Source organism: Bradyrhizobium sp. 2TAF36, from assembly GCF_052114925.1.
In the GTDB taxonomy this organism is placed as follows: Bacteria; Pseudomonadota; Alphaproteobacteria; order Rhizobiales; family Xanthobacteraceae; genus Bradyrhizobium; species Bradyrhizobium barranii.
In genome coordinates this window covers 45,175-60,050 of record NZ_JBFRFR010000016.1, presented here as the reverse complement: position 1 = coordinate 60,050, position 14,876 = coordinate 45,175, and the positions used below count along the sequence as shown (strand labels likewise).

15 protein-coding genes are annotated in these 14,876 nt (G+C 64.2%); 9 read left to right on the top strand and 6 right to left on the bottom strand.

All coding sequences use genetic code 11. The features are described 5' to 3' along the window. Positions 1-11: 11 nt before the first annotated feature. The 4 genes from AB4Z51_RS11610 to AB4Z51_RS11595 form a co-directional block, all read right to left on the bottom strand. Entirely contained in the window at positions 12-887 is an 876-nt protein-coding gene (locus tag AB4Z51_RS11610) for a carbohydrate ABC transporter permease (RefSeq protein ID WP_014495982.1), read from the bottom strand. A gap of 2 nt (positions 888-889) precedes the next feature. Beyond that, on the bottom strand, positions 890-1,837 hold the full coding sequence (locus tag AB4Z51_RS11605; RefSeq protein WP_063983847.1) for a carbohydrate ABC transporter permease: 948 nt from the start codon (positions 1,835-1,837) through the stop codon (positions 890-892). Between the two features lie 67 nt (positions 1,838-1,904). Beyond that, a complete protein-coding gene (locus AB4Z51_RS11600) occupies positions 1,905-3,218 on the bottom strand; it encodes an ABC transporter substrate-binding protein (RefSeq protein ID WP_071914934.1) in 1,314 nt (437 codons plus the stop codon). Between the two features lie 72 nt (positions 3,219-3,290). Beyond that, a complete protein-coding gene (locus AB4Z51_RS11595) occupies positions 3,291-4,352 on the bottom strand; it encodes an ABC transporter ATP-binding protein (protein ID WP_063983849.1) in 1,062 nt (353 codons plus the stop codon). A 201-nt stretch (positions 4,353-4,553) separates the two neighbouring features. Between AB4Z51_RS11595 and AB4Z51_RS11590 the strand changes: the two genes are divergently transcribed. From AB4Z51_RS11590 to AB4Z51_RS11565, 6 genes are all read left to right on the top strand, one after another. Next, entirely contained in the window at positions 4,554-5,654 is a 1,101-nt protein-coding gene (locus AB4Z51_RS11590) for a LacI family DNA-binding transcriptional regulator (RefSeq protein ID WP_441497428.1), read from the top strand. A 122-nt stretch (positions 5,655-5,776) separates the two neighbouring features. Continuing rightward, positions 5,777-7,606 carry an IlvD/Edd family dehydratase gene (locus tag AB4Z51_RS11585; RefSeq protein WP_439036267.1) on the top strand — a complete coding sequence of 610 codons (1,830 nt, stop codon included), beginning with the start codon at positions 5,777-5,779 and terminating at the stop codon, positions 7,604-7,606. Between the two features lie 164 nt (positions 7,607-7,770). Then, the gene (locus AB4Z51_RS11580; protein ID WP_014495988.1) at positions 7,771-8,502 is read left to right on the top strand and encodes an SDR family oxidoreductase; all 732 of its coding nucleotides are present in this window, start codon (positions 7,771-7,773) and stop codon (positions 8,500-8,502) included. Between the two features lie 120 nt (positions 8,503-8,622). Continuing rightward, positions 8,623-9,369: an SDR family NAD(P)-dependent oxidoreductase gene (locus tag AB4Z51_RS11575; RefSeq protein WP_441497427.1), complete on the top strand. Its 747-nt coding sequence runs from the start codon at positions 8,623-8,625 to the stop codon at positions 9,367-9,369. Between the two features lie 69 nt (positions 9,370-9,438). Beyond that, complete coding sequence (locus tag AB4Z51_RS11570; protein ID WP_441497426.1) at positions 9,439-10,572, top strand: serine hydrolase domain-containing protein; 1,134 nt, start codon at positions 9,439-9,441, stop codon at positions 10,570-10,572. Between the two features lie 3 nt (positions 10,573-10,575). Next, complete coding sequence (locus AB4Z51_RS11565) at positions 10,576-10,968, top strand: GFA family protein (protein ID WP_441497425.1); 393 nt, start codon at positions 10,576-10,578, stop codon at positions 10,966-10,968. Between the two features lie 2 nt (positions 10,969-10,970). Here the strand turns inward: AB4Z51_RS11565 and AB4Z51_RS11560 are convergent, their stop codons facing one another. Then, positions 10,971-11,882 (bottom strand): DMT family transporter, encoded by a 912-nt coding sequence (locus AB4Z51_RS11560; protein WP_441268281.1) that lies wholly within the window; start codon positions 11,880-11,882, stop codon positions 10,971-10,973. A gap of 90 nt (positions 11,883-11,972) precedes the next feature. Between AB4Z51_RS11560 and AB4Z51_RS11555 the strand changes: the two genes are divergently transcribed. From AB4Z51_RS11555 to AB4Z51_RS11545, 3 genes are all read left to right on the top strand, one after another. Further along, positions 11,973-12,839 carry a LysR family transcriptional regulator gene (locus tag AB4Z51_RS11555; RefSeq protein WP_441497424.1) on the top strand — a complete coding sequence of 289 codons (867 nt, stop codon included), beginning with the start codon at positions 11,973-11,975 and terminating at the stop codon, positions 12,837-12,839. A gap of 71 nt (positions 12,840-12,910) precedes the next feature. Continuing rightward, complete coding sequence (locus AB4Z51_RS11550) at positions 12,911-13,591, top strand: site-2 protease family protein (RefSeq protein ID WP_063983857.1); 681 nt, start codon at positions 12,911-12,913, stop codon at positions 13,589-13,591. A 62-nt stretch (positions 13,592-13,653) separates the two neighbouring features. Beyond that, a complete protein-coding gene (locus tag AB4Z51_RS11545; protein ID WP_441268844.1) occupies positions 13,654-14,073 on the top strand; it encodes a hypothetical protein in 420 nt (139 codons plus the stop codon). Here AB4Z51_RS11545 and AB4Z51_RS11540 read toward each other — a convergent pair. Further along, positions 14,061-14,876 (bottom strand): energy transducer TonB family protein, encoded by an 816-nt coding sequence (locus AB4Z51_RS11540; protein WP_439034656.1) that lies wholly within the window; start codon positions 14,874-14,876, stop codon positions 14,061-14,063. The genes AB4Z51_RS11545 and AB4Z51_RS11540 overlap by 13 nt on opposite strands.

Here is a 14,876-nt window from a genome sequence, read left to right as displayed (position 1 = left end):
AGGCCCCGCGATCATTCCTTCACGGCGCCGGTCATCGCCGACACATAATACTCCACGAAGAAGGAATAAAGGATAACTACGGGGACCGAGCCGATCAGGGCCGCCGCCATCAGCGCGCCCCAATGGTAGACGTCGCCGCTGACGAGCTCGGTGATGGCGCCGACGGGAATCGTCTTGTTCTCCGACGAGGAGATGAAGGTCAGCGCGTAGATGAACTCGTTCCAGGACAACGTGAAGGCGAAGATGCCGGCCGAGATCACCCCCGGGAGCGACAGCGGCAGCGTGATCTTGACCAGGATCTGGAGCCGCGTCGCACCGTCGATCAGCGCGCATTCCTCCAGCTCGTAGGGAATGGTGCGGAAATAGCCCATCAGGAGCCAGGTGCAGAACGGGATCAGGAAGGTCGGATAGGTCAGGATCAGCGCCAGATTGCCATCGAACAGGCCGAGCTGGAATACGATCGCCGCCAGCGGAATGAACAGGATCGAGGGCGGCACGAGATAGCCGAGGAAGATCGCTAGCCCCACATAGCGCGAGCCCTTGTAGCGGAGACGTTCGATCGCGTAGGCGGCGCAGACGCTGGCGAACAGCGAGATGAAGGTGGAGGACACCGAGACGATCACGGTGTTCCACATCCAGAGCGGATAGTCGGTTTCGACCAACAGCTTCTTGATGTGCTCGATGGTCGGATTCACGATCCAGAACGGATTGTACTTCTCGTAATCGTACATCTCCGCGTCCGGCTTGAACGTCGCGACCGCCATCCAATAGAACGGGAACAGCAGGAAGAAGATGATCAGGCCGAGCGGAAAGTAGACCCGCAAGAACTTCCGCGGGAAGCTCTCGAGATAGTCCATTCCAACGCTTTGGTCGTCTGCGGTGCTCATGGTCAGTCCCTCCCGCCCTGCTGCCAGCGGGAGCGCTGAAGCCCGAAGAAGCTGAGCAGGATCGCTGCGACCAGGAACGGGATCATTGCGTTCGAGATCGCTGCGCCCTCCCCGAGATTGCCGCCGGTGATGGCGCGCTGGAACGACAGCGTCGCCATCAGATGCGTGGCATTGATCGGCCCGCCCCGCGTGATGGTGTAGATCAGCTGGAAGTCGGTGAACGTCATCAGCACCGAGAATGTCATCACGACCGCGATGATCGGCGACAGCATCGGCAGCGTGATGTGGCGGAAGCGCTGCATGTTGGTGGCGCCATCGAGATTGGCCGCCTCGTAGAGCGAGGGCGAAATCGTCTGCAATCCCGCCAGCAGCGTGATCGCCACGAAAGGCACGCCGCGCCAGATGTTGGCGGCGACGACCGACAAGCGCGCATTCCAGGGATCGCCGAGGAAGTCGATGTAGCGCGTGATCAGGCCGGCCTTGATCAGCACCCAGGAGATGATCGAGAACTGGCTGTCATAGATCCACCAGAACGCGATCGCGGACAGCACTGTCGGCACCACGAAGGGCAGCAGCACGATGGCGCGAATCATCGACTTGAACGGCAGCCGCTCGTTGAGCAGCAGCGCGAGGTAAAGGCCGATGGCGAATTTCACGATGCTCGCGGTGAACGTATAGAAGATGGTGTTGAAGACCGAGAGCCAGAACACCGAATCCTTGGAGAGCGAGACGAAGTTCGCAAAGCCGATATAGCGCCCGGCCCCGCCGATCTTGGTGTCGGTCATGCCGAGCCAGAAGCCCAGCGCCAGCGGATAAGCCAGAAACAGGATGAGGATCGCGATCGCCGGCACCATGAACATCGCGCCGAGCCAATTCCGGCTCTCGAATGCTCTGGTCCAGAGGCTGGCGCGCTTGACCTGCGCGACAGCGGACTCGGCCATGACTGCCATGTCGGATTCCCCTCGGGAGAAAAGTCACGGCGTCCGGCGAACCGGACGCCGCGCGGATTGGCGTTGATCAGACCTGGTAGTAGCGCTTGGCGCGCTCGGCGGCGCGCGCCGCCGCCTGCTTTGGCGTCGCCGAGCCGGAGGCTGCTTCCGCGAACATGTCGACGACGACGAAGTCGCCCATCACCGCGGCGGAGGCATAGCCGAGATCGCCGGCAAAGCCGTTGTCGCGGCAGCGCTTCAGGCAGTCGCGATACGGGGTGATCTTCGGATCCGACGTCCAAACCGGGTTGTCGTTGTAGGCCGGCAGCGGCGGCGACACGTAGCCGTTGGAAGCGACCTCCCAGGCGTCGTAGTTCTCCTTGTCCATCATGAACTTGATGAATTCCTTGACCGCCTTGGGATACTTCGAGTGCTTGTAGCCGTAGTAGACCAGCACGTTCTGCTGCTCGGTCGACACGCCCACGGGGCCGATCGGCATCGGCGCGTGGTTCATGTCCTTGGCGATCTCCTGCTGCTTCGCATCGGTAGAGTTCTTGCCGACGGTCCAGATCGAGATGCCGTTCAGCGTCAGGCTGAGTTCGCCGTTCAGGAACGCCTTGTTGTTGTTCGAGTCATTCCACGACAGCACGCCCGGGATGAAGGTCTCGTAGAGCTGCTTAACGTATTCGAGCGCGGCGATGGTCTCCGGGGAGTCGATCACGACCTCGTTCTTGTCGTTGACGACCTTGCCGCCGAACGCCCAGAGCGCCCACTGGCACCAGCCATTGGCATCGCCCGTGGCATGGCCAAGCGCGAAGCCGGCCGGCGTGTTGTTCTTCTTCAACGCCTGGCAGAGCTTGAGGAAGCCGGCGGTGTCCTTGGGGAATTCCTCGAAGCCCGCAGCCTTCACGTGGCTGATGCGGTAGTTAAGGCAGCCGCCGGTTGCACCCTGCGGAATGGCGATCCAGCTGTTGCCCTTCTTGCCGTAACGTTCGGCAACCGGATACCAGCCACCATACTGCGCGCCGAGATAGTCGGCGACATCGGTCATGTCGATCAGCTTTTCCGGGAATTTGTGGGGATCGTCGAGCGTGCCGATGATGAGGTCGGGGCCGGCGCCGACATTGGCGGCCACCGCGGCCTTGGGGCGGATGTCTTCCCAGCTCTCGGCCTCGAGCTTGATCTTGACGCCGGTCTTCTCGGAGAACTTCTTGGTCTGCTCGGCGAACTTGTCGAACTCGGCCTGGATGAACTGCTTCCAGCGCAAGACGCGGATGGACGCGTTCGGTTCGGGCGTGTTGGTCCACTCCGCGGCGCGCACCGGCACGATGCCCGGGCCGGCCAGCAACGCTGCGCCGCCCAGGCCGGCCTTAAGCACACTTCGCCTGTCGAAATTGCTCATCGTTCTCTCCCTGAATTTTATATTTGTATTTGGGTCGTTCTTGAACAGTCGTTGGGCAATCCTTCGGCGCGGCTACATGCGTTTGCCCGTCGCCTCGTCGAACAGATGAACCAGTGACGGGTCAGGCTTCAGCTTGACCTTGTCGCCCGGATTGAACTGGTGACGCTCGCGGAAGACGGCGACGACCTGCTCGCCACCCACCTTCGCGAACACCTGCGTCTCCGAGCCGGTCGGCTCGACCACGATGATCTCGGCATCGGCGCCGTCGTCCGCGATGGTGAAATGCTCGGGTCGCACGCCATAGACGACAGGGCGACCGTCGGACGCCGCCGGCGCGTTCTTGAGCGGCAGCTTGACGCCGTTCGGCCCCTCGAAGGTCGCAACGCCGTTGACGCGCACATGGCCCTTCAGGAAGTTCATGGCCGGCGAGCCGATGAAGCCGGCGACGAACTGGTTGTCGGGCTTGTCGTAGAGCTCGAGCGGGGTGCCCATCTGCTCGACGATGCCGTCATGCATGACGACGATCTTGTCGGCCATGGTCATGGCCTCGATCTGGTCGTGGGTGACGTAGACGGTCGTGGTCTTCAGCCGCTGGTGCAGCTCCTTGATCTCGGTGCGCATGGCGACGCGCAGCTTGGCGTCGAGGTTCGACAAGGGCTCGTCGAACAGGAACACCTGCGGATCGCGCACGATGGCGCGGCCCATCGCGACGCGCTGGCGCTGGCCGCCGGAGAGCTGGCGCGGATAGCGCTCGAGCAGCGGCGACAGCGCGAGAATTTCGGCGGCGCGCTTGACGCGCTTGTTGATCTCGTCGGAGCTCGCGTTCCGCAGCTTCAGCGAGAAGCCCATGTTCTCGCCGACGGTCATGTGCGGATAGAGCGCATAGTTCTGGAACACCATCGCAATATCCCGCTCCTTGGGCTGGATATTGTTGACGACGCGGTCGCCGATCGAAATCGTGCCGGAGGTGATGTTCTCGAGGCCTGCGAGCATTCGCAGAAGCGTCGACTTGCCGCAGCCGGAGGGGCCAACCAGGACGACGAACTGGCCGTCCTCGATCGGAATCGAAACGCCGTGCAGGACTTCAAAATTGCCGAACGATTTCCGCACGTCGCGGATTTGCACAGACGACATCTAGCTCCCTCCTCGAAAGTCCACGACGCCTCACGCGCCGCGACCGTCTTGTTTTTCAGACTTCACCGAACGAAGCCCGATCTTAGCGAGCGACATTGTCGGCAGTTTGTGCGGTTTTGGCAATTTGTCTTTGGTTAGTCGTTGCTGGTAGCGCTGTCAACGTTCCTTTGTTTGCCGGACCGACTGTGATAAGAGCAGCAAATGGSTCGAAAACGCACCAAGTCAGGTAAAATCCGGCTGGCGGAAGTTGCCGAGCTTGCCGGCGTCAGCCCGATCACGGCGTCCCGGTTCTTCCGCAATCCGGAGGCCCTGTCGGTCGCCAAGCGGACGCGGGTCGAGAGCGCGGCCAACGAGCTCGGCTATGTGCCGAACCTGGCGGCGCGGGCGCTGGCCTCGCAGCGCACCGAAGTGATCGGCGTCCTGATCCCGTCACTGACCAACAACGTGTTTTCCGACGTGCTGCGCGGCATCTACGACGCCTCCGAAGGCAGCCGGTACTCGATCCAGTTGTCCAACACACGCTACAGTATTCTCCAGGAGGAGAAGCTGCTGCGCCTGTTTCTCGCGCAGAAGCCGGCCGGACTGATCGTCACCGGCATCGACCAGACCGCGGAATCGCGCGCGATGCTGGAGGCCGCCGACTGCCCGATCGTGCAGATCATGGAGATCGGGCCCAATCCGGTCGACATGATGATCGGCTTTTCGCACTATGATGCGGCCCGCGCGGCGATCGCCCACCTGTTCGCGCAAGGCCATCGCAAGATCGGCTTCGTCGGCGCGCGCATGGATCCGCGGGTGCAGCGGCGGCTGGACGGATATGTCTCGGCCATGAAGGACGCCGCGCTGTTCGAACAGCGCCTCGTCGTCACGACGGCGACACCGACCTCGGTGACGCTCGGCGGCACCCTGTTCACCGATCTGCTGGCGCGCGAGCCCGATATCGACTCGGTGTTCTGCGCCAATGACGACCTCGCGCTCGGCGTGCTGTTCGAATGCCGGCGCCGGGAGATCGCGGTCCCCGAGCAGATCGCGATCGTCGGATTCAACGACCTCGAATTCATGGCCTCCGCGGTACCCACCCTCACCAGCGTGCGCACCAACCGCTACGAGATGGGCAACACGGCCGCCACCATGCTGATCGAAGCGATCGACGGACGCCGCCCCGAGCAGCCGGTGCTCGATCTCGGCTTCAAGGTGATCGAGCGGCAGAGCTCGTCGTCGCGGCGTTCGGACGACAGGCCTGCCGCATCAGGCGCGGGCGCCGCGAACAAAATGATAGCGTTACCAAGTGGCCAAGACTAGTATCGCGCTTGTGAGGGAATGACCCGCCAACGGGCCTTTGAACCATGGATCGCGCCGTTGGGCATCGCACCAGCCGAAGCTGAGCTCCCGACGCCAGTGCGTTTGCATTGCAGGAGAAACCAATGACAAAAAAACCAACCAATGGGCATGCGCCCGCCAGCAACGGCGCTCGCCGCCACCTCCGCTCGCAGGAATGGTTCAACAATCCGCATAATCCGGGCATGACGGCGCTCTATATGGAGCGCTACCTGAATTACGGCCTCACCCGGGCCGAGCTTCAGTCCGGCAAACCGATCATCGGCATCGCCCAGACCGGCAACGACCTTTCCCCCTGCAACCGCCACCATATCGAGCTGGCGCACCGCGTCCGCGAAGGCATCCGCGAGGCCGGCGGCATCGCGATGGAATTCCCGACTCATCCGATCCAGGAGACCGGCAAGCGCCCGACCGCGGCGCTCGACCGCAACCTCGCCTATCTCGGCCTCGTCGAGATCCTCTACGGCTATCCGCTCGACGGCGTGGTGCTGACCACCGGCTGCGACAAGACCACGCCCGCCTGCATGATGGCGGCGGCGACCGTGAACCTGCCCGCGATCGTGCTGTCGGGCGGCCCGATGCTGAACGGCTGGCATGCCGGCGAGCGCACCGGCTCCGGCACCATCGTCTGGAAGTCGCGCGAACGGCTCGCCGCCGGCGAGATCGACTATGAGGAATTCATGGAGATCGTGGCGTCCTCGGCGCCGTCGGTCGGCCATTGCAACACCATGGGCACCGCCTCGACCATGAACGGGCTTGCCGAAGCGCTCGGCTTCTCGCTGCCGGGCTGCGCGGCGATCCCCGCCCCCTATCGCGAGCGCGGCCAGATCGCCTACGAGACGGGAAAACGCGCCGTCGAGATGGTCTGGGAAGACCTCAAGCCGTCGGACATCCTGACCCGCAAGGCGTTCGAGAACTGCATCGTGATCAACTCGGCGATCGGCGGCTCGACCAACGCGCCGATCCACATCAACGCGCTGGCGCGCCACATCGGCGTCGAGCTGTCGATCGACGACTGGCAGAAATTCGGCCACGACGTGCCGCTGCTGGTCAACATGCAGCCGGCCGGCTTCTATCTCGGCGAGGAATTCCACCGCGCCGGCGGCGTGCCGGCCGTGGTGCGCGAGCTGATGAAGCACAAGCGCATCCACGAGGACGCGGTCACGGTGAACGGCCGCGGCATCGGCGAGAACTGCGCCAATGCGCCCGCGCCCGACAATGACGTGATCCGGGCCTACGACAAGCCGCTGGTGAAGGACGCCGGCTTCCTGGTGCTGAAGGGCAATTTGTTCGATTCCGCGATCATGAAGACCAGCGTGATCTCCAAGGAATTCCGCGACCGCTATCTCAGCAACCCAAAGGACCCTGGCGCATTCGAGGGCCGCGCCATCGTGTTCGAGGGCCCGGAGGATTATCACGAGCGGATCGACGATCCTTCACTCGACATCGACGAGAATTGCATGCTGTTCGTCCGCGGCACCGGCCCGATCGGTTACCCCGGTGGCGCCGAGGTCGTGAACATGCAGCCGCCGGCTGCGCTGATCAAACGCGGCATTCTCGCCCTGCCCTGCATCGGCGACGGCCGCCAGTCCGGCACCTCGGGCTCGCCGTCGATCCTGAACGCCTCGCCGGAAGCTGCCGCCAATGGCGGGCTCGCGATCCTCAAGACCGGCGACAAGGTACGCATCGACCTCAACAAGGGCAGCGCCAATATTCTCATTTCGGACGACGAGGTGAAGAAGCGCCACGCCGAGCTGATGGCCAATGGCGGCTTCAAGCATCCGGCGAACCAGACGCCGTGGCAGGAGATCTACCGCAACACGGTGGGCCAGCAATCGACCGGCGCATGCATGGAGCTCGCCACACGCTACCAGAACGTCGCCGGCACGTTTGGTGTCGCCAGAGACAACCACTAACAGCCACGTCGTCATTGCGAGCGAAGCGAAGCAATCCAGAGATATCTCCAAGGAGACAGTCTGGATTGCTTCGTCGCAACAGTGCAAAATTGCTGCGCAATTTTGTCACGAGCACCTCGCAATGACGAGCCGATAGACAAATTCAAGCCAAGGAGAAAAACAACATGGCAGACCGCCTCAAGGGAAAGCGCGCCGTCGTCACGGCTGCAGCGGCAGGCATCGGGCGCGCATGCGCCATCGCATTCGCGCGTGAAGGCGCAACCGTCATCGCCACCGACATCAACGAGGCCGGCATCGCGGGCCTGACCAAGGAAGGCATCGCCGAGGTCGCCAAGCTCGACGTCCGCAACACCGCCGACGTCAACGCCTTCGCCAAGCGCGTCGGCAAGGTCGACATCCTGCTCAACGCGGCGGGCTTCGTGCATCACGGCACCATCCTGGAGTGCTCGGAAGAGGATTTTGACTTCTCGTTCGACCTGAACGTCAAGTCGATGCACCGGACCATCCGGGCGTTCCTGCCCGAGATGCTGGCGGGCGGCGGCGGCAGCATCGTCAACATCTCGTCCTGCGCGGCGCTGCGGCCGCCGGCCAACCGCTACGTCTACAGCGCGTCGAAGGCCGCGGTGTCGCTGCTGACGCGCGCGGTCGCGCTCGACTTCATCACCAAGGGCATCCGCTGCAACAGCATCTGCCCCGGCACCGTCGAGACGCCCTCGATGCTCGACCGCGCCGCCGCCCAGGGTCCGCAGGGCAAGGAGATGTTCGTCTCCCGCCAGAAGATGGGCCGGCTCGGCACCGCCGACGAAATCGCATCCATGGCGGTCTATCTCGGCAGCGACGAAAGCGCATTCACCACCGGCGTCGACCTTGTCGTCGACGGCGGCTACATGCTCTGATCGCCCCTCATCCCGAGGAGGCGCGACAGCGCCGTCTCGAGGGATGGGCCACGGGCTTATGGTTCGAGACGCGCGCAAGTGCGCGCTCCTCACCATGAGGGATAGAGAAGGGAGTTCTCGATGAACAAGATCGATCTCAACGGCCGCATTGCCGTCGTCACCGGCGGCGCGCAGGGCTTTGGCCGTGCCATCACCCGGCGTTTCATCGACTCCGGCGCCAAGGTCGCGATCTGGGATTTTGACTCGGCTCTCGCCGAGAAGACCGCGAATGAAGTCGGCGGCGAGACAAAAGTCTTCAAGGTCGACGTCACCGACCCCGCCGCCGTCGAGCAGGCGCGCGATGCGACGCTTGCCGCCTTCGGCAAGATCGACATCCTCGTCAACAATGCCGGCATCGCCGGCGTCAACAAGCCGGTCTGGGAGACCGATCTCGAGGAGTGGCGCAAGGTCCTGCGCATCAATCTCGACGGCCCTTTCATCGTCTGCAAGGCGATCGTGCCGACGATGCTCAAGCAGAAATACGGGCGGATCGTGAACATCGCCTCGATCGCCGGCAAGGAAGGCAATCCCAACGCCTCGSATTATTCGGCCTCCAAGGCCGGACTGATCGCGCTGACGAAATCGCTCGGCAAGGAATTGGCGGCACATGACATCCTCGTGAATGCGGTGACGCCGGCCGCGGCGAAGACCGCGATCTTCGACCAGATGACGCAGCAGCATATCGACTTCATGCTGTCGAAAATCCCCAAGGCACGCTTCGTGCTGGTGGAAGAGCTCGCCGCGATGGTGAGCTGGCTCGCATCCCAAGATTGTGCCTTCTCCACCGGCGCGGTGTTTGATCTTTCCGGCGGACGGGCGACCTACTGAAGCTTTGGCCGCCCCTTGAAGGGGTGGACCATGCGGCTTGGACGTCGGGATTTTGGGCGTCGGGATTTCGTGAAGCTCGCAGCGGGCGCAGGCGCGCTGCCGCTGCTGTCGCGCGTTGCACCCGCGCAACTGGCGCCCAGCCCSCCGAGCATCCGTCCGCCCTCGCCGGCCGAACGCGGCGCCATGGCGCGGCTCGCGCGCAGCTTCATGGACAAATACGACGTGCCGGCGCTGTCCTTTGCGATCGGCTATGCCGGCACTGTTGTCCACGAGGACGCCTTCGGTCTTGCGGATCGCGAGCGGAACGAGACCGTGACGCCGCGGCATCTGTTCCGGATCGCCAGCGTCAGCAAGATGATCACCTCGGTCACGATCTTCCGCCTGATCGAGGAGAACCGCCTCAAGCTCACGGATTGCGTGTTCGGCCCCGGTGCACTGCTCGGCACCGATTACGGGTCACCGCCCTACTCTGCCGGCATCGACCAGATCACGCTCGAGCATCTGCTGACGCACGCTGCAGGCGGCTGGAGCAACGACAACCGCGATCCCATGTTCACGCATCCGCGGATGGATCATGCCGAGCTGATCGCCTGGACGCTCGCCAACCGGCCGCTGGACCGGCCGCCGGGCCAGCACTACGCTTATTCCAATTTCGGCTATTGCGTGCTGGGCCGCGTGATCGAGAAGCTCACCGGCCAGGCCTATGCCGAGCACGTCCGCACCGAGGTGCTGACGCGCTGCGGCGTCACCGACATGACCATCGCCGGTAATACCCGCGACCAGCGTCAGGCCGGCGAAGTCGCCTATTCCGGTCAGGGCGAAAGTCCGTATGAGATGAAGGTGAGGCGGATGGATTCCCATGGCGGCTGGATCGCGACGCCGGCGGATCTCGTCCAGTTCCTGATGCATGTCGACGGCTACACGAGACCGGCGAACATCCTGCGGCCGCGYACCATCGAGGTCATGACCACCGCGCCCAGTTACAGCCCGAACTACGCCAAGGGCTTCTGTGTCAACAAATTCGACAATTGGTGGCACAATGGCAGCCTGCCGGGCACGAGCACGATCGCCGTGCGCACCCATGGCGGCTTCTGCTGGGCCGCCTTCACCAACACCAGACGCGGAAATTCCAACATGGATGGCGATCTCGACAATCTCAACTGGAGCATGGCGCGCCAGGTCGGCGAATGGCGGGTGGCCTGAGCCATGATCCGGGAAGGTGGATGCCTGTGCGGCGCGGTGCGGTTCAAGGCGGAGGGTGAGCCGCTCAACGTCCGCATCTGCCATTGCCGCCTGTGCCAGAAGGCGATGGGCTCGCCGTACTTCGCCCGCGCGCAATTCGATCAACGCGCGCTGACCGTCGAGGGTGACATTGAGCGCTATGCCTCGTCCGAGAACATCGACCGCGTGTTCTGCAAGCGCTGCGGCACGCGCCTGTTCTCCTGGCGGCGCAACGGCACGCTGGCGGGCGTTTCGCTCACGGCCTTCGACGATCGCAACGCCTTCGCGCCGACCGAGCACATCTGGGTCTCGGAGAAGGTCGCCTGGCTGAAGCTCGACGACGGCCTGACGCAATATCAGGGCACCATCCCGGCGTGACGTCAGGCTTGCCCTGACGCAGGCACTCTCGCCGCCTGAGCGCGCCGTCCCGTCGTCGTCGCGATCCAGATCCCGGCAAACACCGCGACAATGCCGGCCGCCAGATTCCAGCGCAGCGGTTCGTTCAGCAGCCAAGCGCCGACCAGCGAGGCCGTGATCGGGTTGACCGTCACCGAGATCGCGACGCGCGTCGGAGTCGTCCGCTCCAGCGCGAAGGCCCAGAGATAGAAGGTCAGCGCTGCGCCGAAGGCGCCGAGATAGAAAGCCGCCAGCCATTGCGGCGCGCCGAAGCCGGCGACCGGCGCAAAACTGCCGCGGACATAAGAGAGCAGGATGAGGCAGGTCGCCCCGGCCGCCATGCTCATGGTCGTGAAGGCGATCGGGCCGGAGCGCCGGATCAGCGGCTTCGACCAGATGCCGTACAACGCCATGCACAGCGCGGCCGCCATCATCAGGAGATCGCCGCGCCAGGCGCCGGATGGTGCCGAGGTCAGGTCGGAGAGCAGCGCGACGGCAACGCCAAACGTCGCAATCACGACACCGATCGATTTGCGCCAGCTCAGGGCCTCGGCGCCGAGCGCGGCGCCGATCACGAGCGACAGCAGCGGAAGTGTCGACAAAGCGAGCGCGCCGCGCGCGGCAGTCGTGAAGATCAGCGACGCGTTGAACAGGATCGGAAACAGGGCAAAGAACAGGATGCCGAGCCCGATCGCGGCGGCCCAGTCCCCTCGCCCCGGCCAGCGGTCACCGCTGAGCAGCGTCAGGGGTAACAGCAGCAGGAATCCGATGCCGAACCGGAACGAGCCGATCGCGAGCGGATCGAGGCTGCCCACGAGATAGCGCGTGGCGCCGATCGAGGTGCCGCCGAGGCCGCTCGACAGCACCGCGGCCAGAACGCCGGAGATTTCGCCCACACTCCCTCCCTTGACGAGCCCTGAACGCAGCATACGAGGCGCGCCGAAACAGGGAATGGAGTTTCCGTCATGCTGGGATAAGTTTTCGTCATGATCACGCCTGTTCTCGATCCCGATCTGCTGCAGGCCTTTCTCGCCGTCGCCGAGCATCGCTCGTTCACGCGCGCAGCCCAATTGCTCAACCGGACCCAGTCGGCGGTCAGCGTCCAGATCAAACGCCTGGAAGAGCGGATCGGCACCAAGCTGTTTCAACGTACCAGAGCCGGTGTCGCGCTGACCGCGGCGGGCGATGAACTCCTCGTTTATGCCAGACGGCTTCTCGACCTCAATGCAGAGGCGATCGATGTGCTCCGCGCACGCAAGCACGACGCGGTGGTCCGCCTCGGCGTGATGGACGATTACGGCACGATCGTCATTCCGCCCTTGCTGGCGCGCTTTGCCCAAAACCACCCGGAGATCCGGGTCGAGATCGAAACCGGCCTGACCGCGACGATGCCGGCACGGCTCGGCGAGGCCTATGACCTCGTCATCGCCATGCATCCGGAAGGACGCGGCGATGGCGAACTGCTCCGGCGCGAGCAGGCGGTCTGGGCTGCGGCCAGGACATATCGAGCCGAAGCGCAGGACACGCTGCCCGTCGCGCTCTACCCGCCGGGCTGCCTGTTCCGGCAATGGGCCGCGGACGCCCTCGATGCCGCCGGCCGGCCCTGGCGATTGGCCTTTGTCAGCCGGACGCTGGCAGCGGTGGAAGCGATCGCGGCGCAGGGCCTCGCGATCACGGTCGTGAAGGCCGGCACCCTGCCCTCCCGCCTGCGCGTCGTGTCGAACGGCCTGCCGCCGCTGCCCGCCGCGGACATCCGCCTGCACCGCGCGCGCAACCTGTCGCAGCCGGCGGCGCTGCTGGCGGATCATTTACGGCTTGGGATTTCGGAACCCGCGTCCCATATCCTGACCTGACGCGTTGCCCCATCACCGGATCGGCCGGGTTGGCTGCAAGGCCACGAGGCACAAACCGGGACGGACGAGCCGTGAACATTTCCCTCTATGAGCTTTCTGTATGGGTGCTACCGCTGCTGCTCGCCATCACCTTCCACGAGGCCGCGCACGCTTTCGTCGCGTACCGTCTCGGTGACAACACGGCCTGGCAGCTCGGCCGCGTCAGCTTCAACCCTATCAAGCATATCGATCCGTTCGGCACCCTGATCCTGCCGGCGATGCTGCTGTTCGCGCACTCGCCGTTCCTATTCGGCTATGCCAAGCCGGTTCCCGTCAATTTCCGCAAGCTCAACCATCCCAGGCTCGACATGGTCTGGGTGGCCCTTGCCGGACCCGCCACCAACATCCTGCTGGCGCTCGCGGCGGCTCTTGCCCTGCATGCCCTGCCCCTAGCACCGGCGGCCTCGGCCCAGTGGATCTTCGACAACCTCAAGAATGCGCTGGTGATCAACGCGGTGCTGGCGGTGTTCAACATGATGCCGATCCCGCCGCTCGACGGCGGGCGCGTCGCGGTCGGGCTGTTGCCTCGGGCCCTCGCCATGCCGCTGGCCCGGCTCGAGCCATTCGGGATGCTGATCCTGATTGGTCTTCTGATCCTGCTGCCGCTCGCGGGCTCGCAGTTCGGTCTAAATCTTGATGTTATTTCAGGAATACTRCGAACGTTGACCGGTTATGTGATTCAGGCTGTTCTCTTCCTGACCGGCAACGCGTAGTTCAACAGAACACCCGAACATAAGCCGAAGGGCTCGAGGCCGACTTGGTCAAAGCTGCCGATATGCTGATCGCGCGACGCGCGGACACCCGCGCCCGCGCCGATTTTGCCACCTGGAAGATGATGGCCAAGCTCAACGGGGCCTCCGCGCTGCCTGCCGAGGCGCAGAAGTTCCTGGTCAGCTACAAGAACCTACTGGCGCGGATGAGCGAGGGCGAGGCCACCGAGGCCACGATCGGCGCGATCTACAAGGCCTACTATGCCGAGATGGGCGGCGCGGGAACTCCGCCCGACGTCCGCACCCGTCCGCCCGAGCCGGCGGCGGACAATGTTACCGCTTTCCGCCGCCCGCCTCCGAAACCGACGAAGACGGCCTCCTTCACGGCGGCGTTTAGCGGAGCCCAGAAACGGCCGCTCCCGGTGGCGCTGATCTTCGTCTGCCTGGTCGTGGTCTATGTCGGGATCCGGCTCTACTGGCGCTGAGCCGATTTCTTCTTTTTCTTCTCGTCCGGCGGCGTGAAGATGATGTCGACGGTCCGCTCGAACCGGTCTTCGGTCAGTCCGGCCGGGGGCTGCGGGATGGGATCGGACTTGCGGACAATCGAGAGCGCGGCCGCATCGTAGGCCACATCCCCCGATGACTCCACGACGTCGACGGACAGCACATTGCCCCTGCGGTTGATCGCGAAGCTGACCTTCACCTTCTGATTATTGGGCTGCTTGCCCTCAGGGTTGACCTTATGGGCCGTGAGGTGCGCGCTGATCTTGCGATTCCAGTCGGTCGTGATCCTGAGGATGTCTTTGCCGAGGCCAAGCACCGGCGCCAGGGCCTTCTCGGCCTCGCGCGCGTCCTCGTCGAGTGTCTGCCGCGCCGTTGCAACCGACTGCGGCGAAGCCTCGGCAGCGGGTGTCTCGACCGCCGCGATCTTGGGATCCTCGTCCTGCGGCTTCTTCGAGATGTTTTCGGTGACGACCCGATCGGGATCGTCGACCGGTTGCGACTGGTCCTTTGGAAGCTCGGTTTCCTTGGTCTCGGCCTTTTGCTCGGGAAGCGCCTGCTGCTCCTGCATCGCTTCGCTGTCCGGTCCCGGCGGAAGGTCGGTCTCGGGCGCCTTGGGCGAGGCCATCTCRACGGCGAACTCCGCGCCGGACGCGCCCAGGCCATCATCGTCGTCATCGGTCCGCAGATGGGCCAGGGCGAGCGCGGCACCGCCCAGATGGAGCGCGAGCGCCGCCACCGCCGCCAAAATCCAGAGCTTCCGGGATGGTCTGGCTTCGTCCGACAT

What these genes read in the sequence shown, in the direction of transcription:
- AB4Z51_RS11610 (WP_014495982.1), bottom strand. Translation starts at nt 887, where the DNA reads ATGAGCACCGCAGACGACCAAAGCGTTGGAATGGACTATCTCGAGAGC.
- AB4Z51_RS11605 (WP_063983847.1), bottom strand. Translation starts at nt 1,837, where the DNA reads ATGGCAGTCATGGCCGAGTCCGCTGTCGCGCAGGTCAAGCGCGCCAGC.
- AB4Z51_RS11600 (WP_071914934.1), bottom strand. Translation starts at nt 3,218, where the DNA reads ATGAGCAATTTCGACAGGCGAAGTGTGCTTAAGGCCGGCCTGGGCGGC.
- AB4Z51_RS11595 (WP_063983849.1), bottom strand. Translation starts at nt 4,352, where the DNA reads ATGTCGTCTGTGCAAATCCGCGACGTGCGGAAATCGTTCGGCAATTTT.
- AB4Z51_RS11585 (WP_439036267.1), top strand. Translation starts at nt 5,777, where the DNA reads ATGACAAAAAAACCAACCAATGGGCATGCGCCCGCCAGCAACGGCGCT.
- AB4Z51_RS11580 (WP_014495988.1), top strand. Translation starts at nt 7,771, where the DNA reads ATGGCAGACCGCCTCAAGGGAAAGCGCGCCGTCGTCACGGCTGCAGCG.
- AB4Z51_RS11565 (WP_441497425.1), top strand. Translation starts at nt 10,576, where the DNA reads ATGATCCGGGAAGGTGGATGCCTGTGCGGCGCGGTGCGGTTCAAGGCG.
- AB4Z51_RS11555 (WP_441497424.1), top strand. Translation starts at nt 11,973, where the DNA reads ATGATCACGCCTGTTCTCGATCCCGATCTGCTGCAGGCCTTTCTCGCC.
- AB4Z51_RS11545 (WP_441268844.1), top strand. Translation starts at nt 13,654, where the DNA reads ATGCTGATCGCGCGACGCGCGGACACCCGCGCCCGCGCCGATTTTGCC.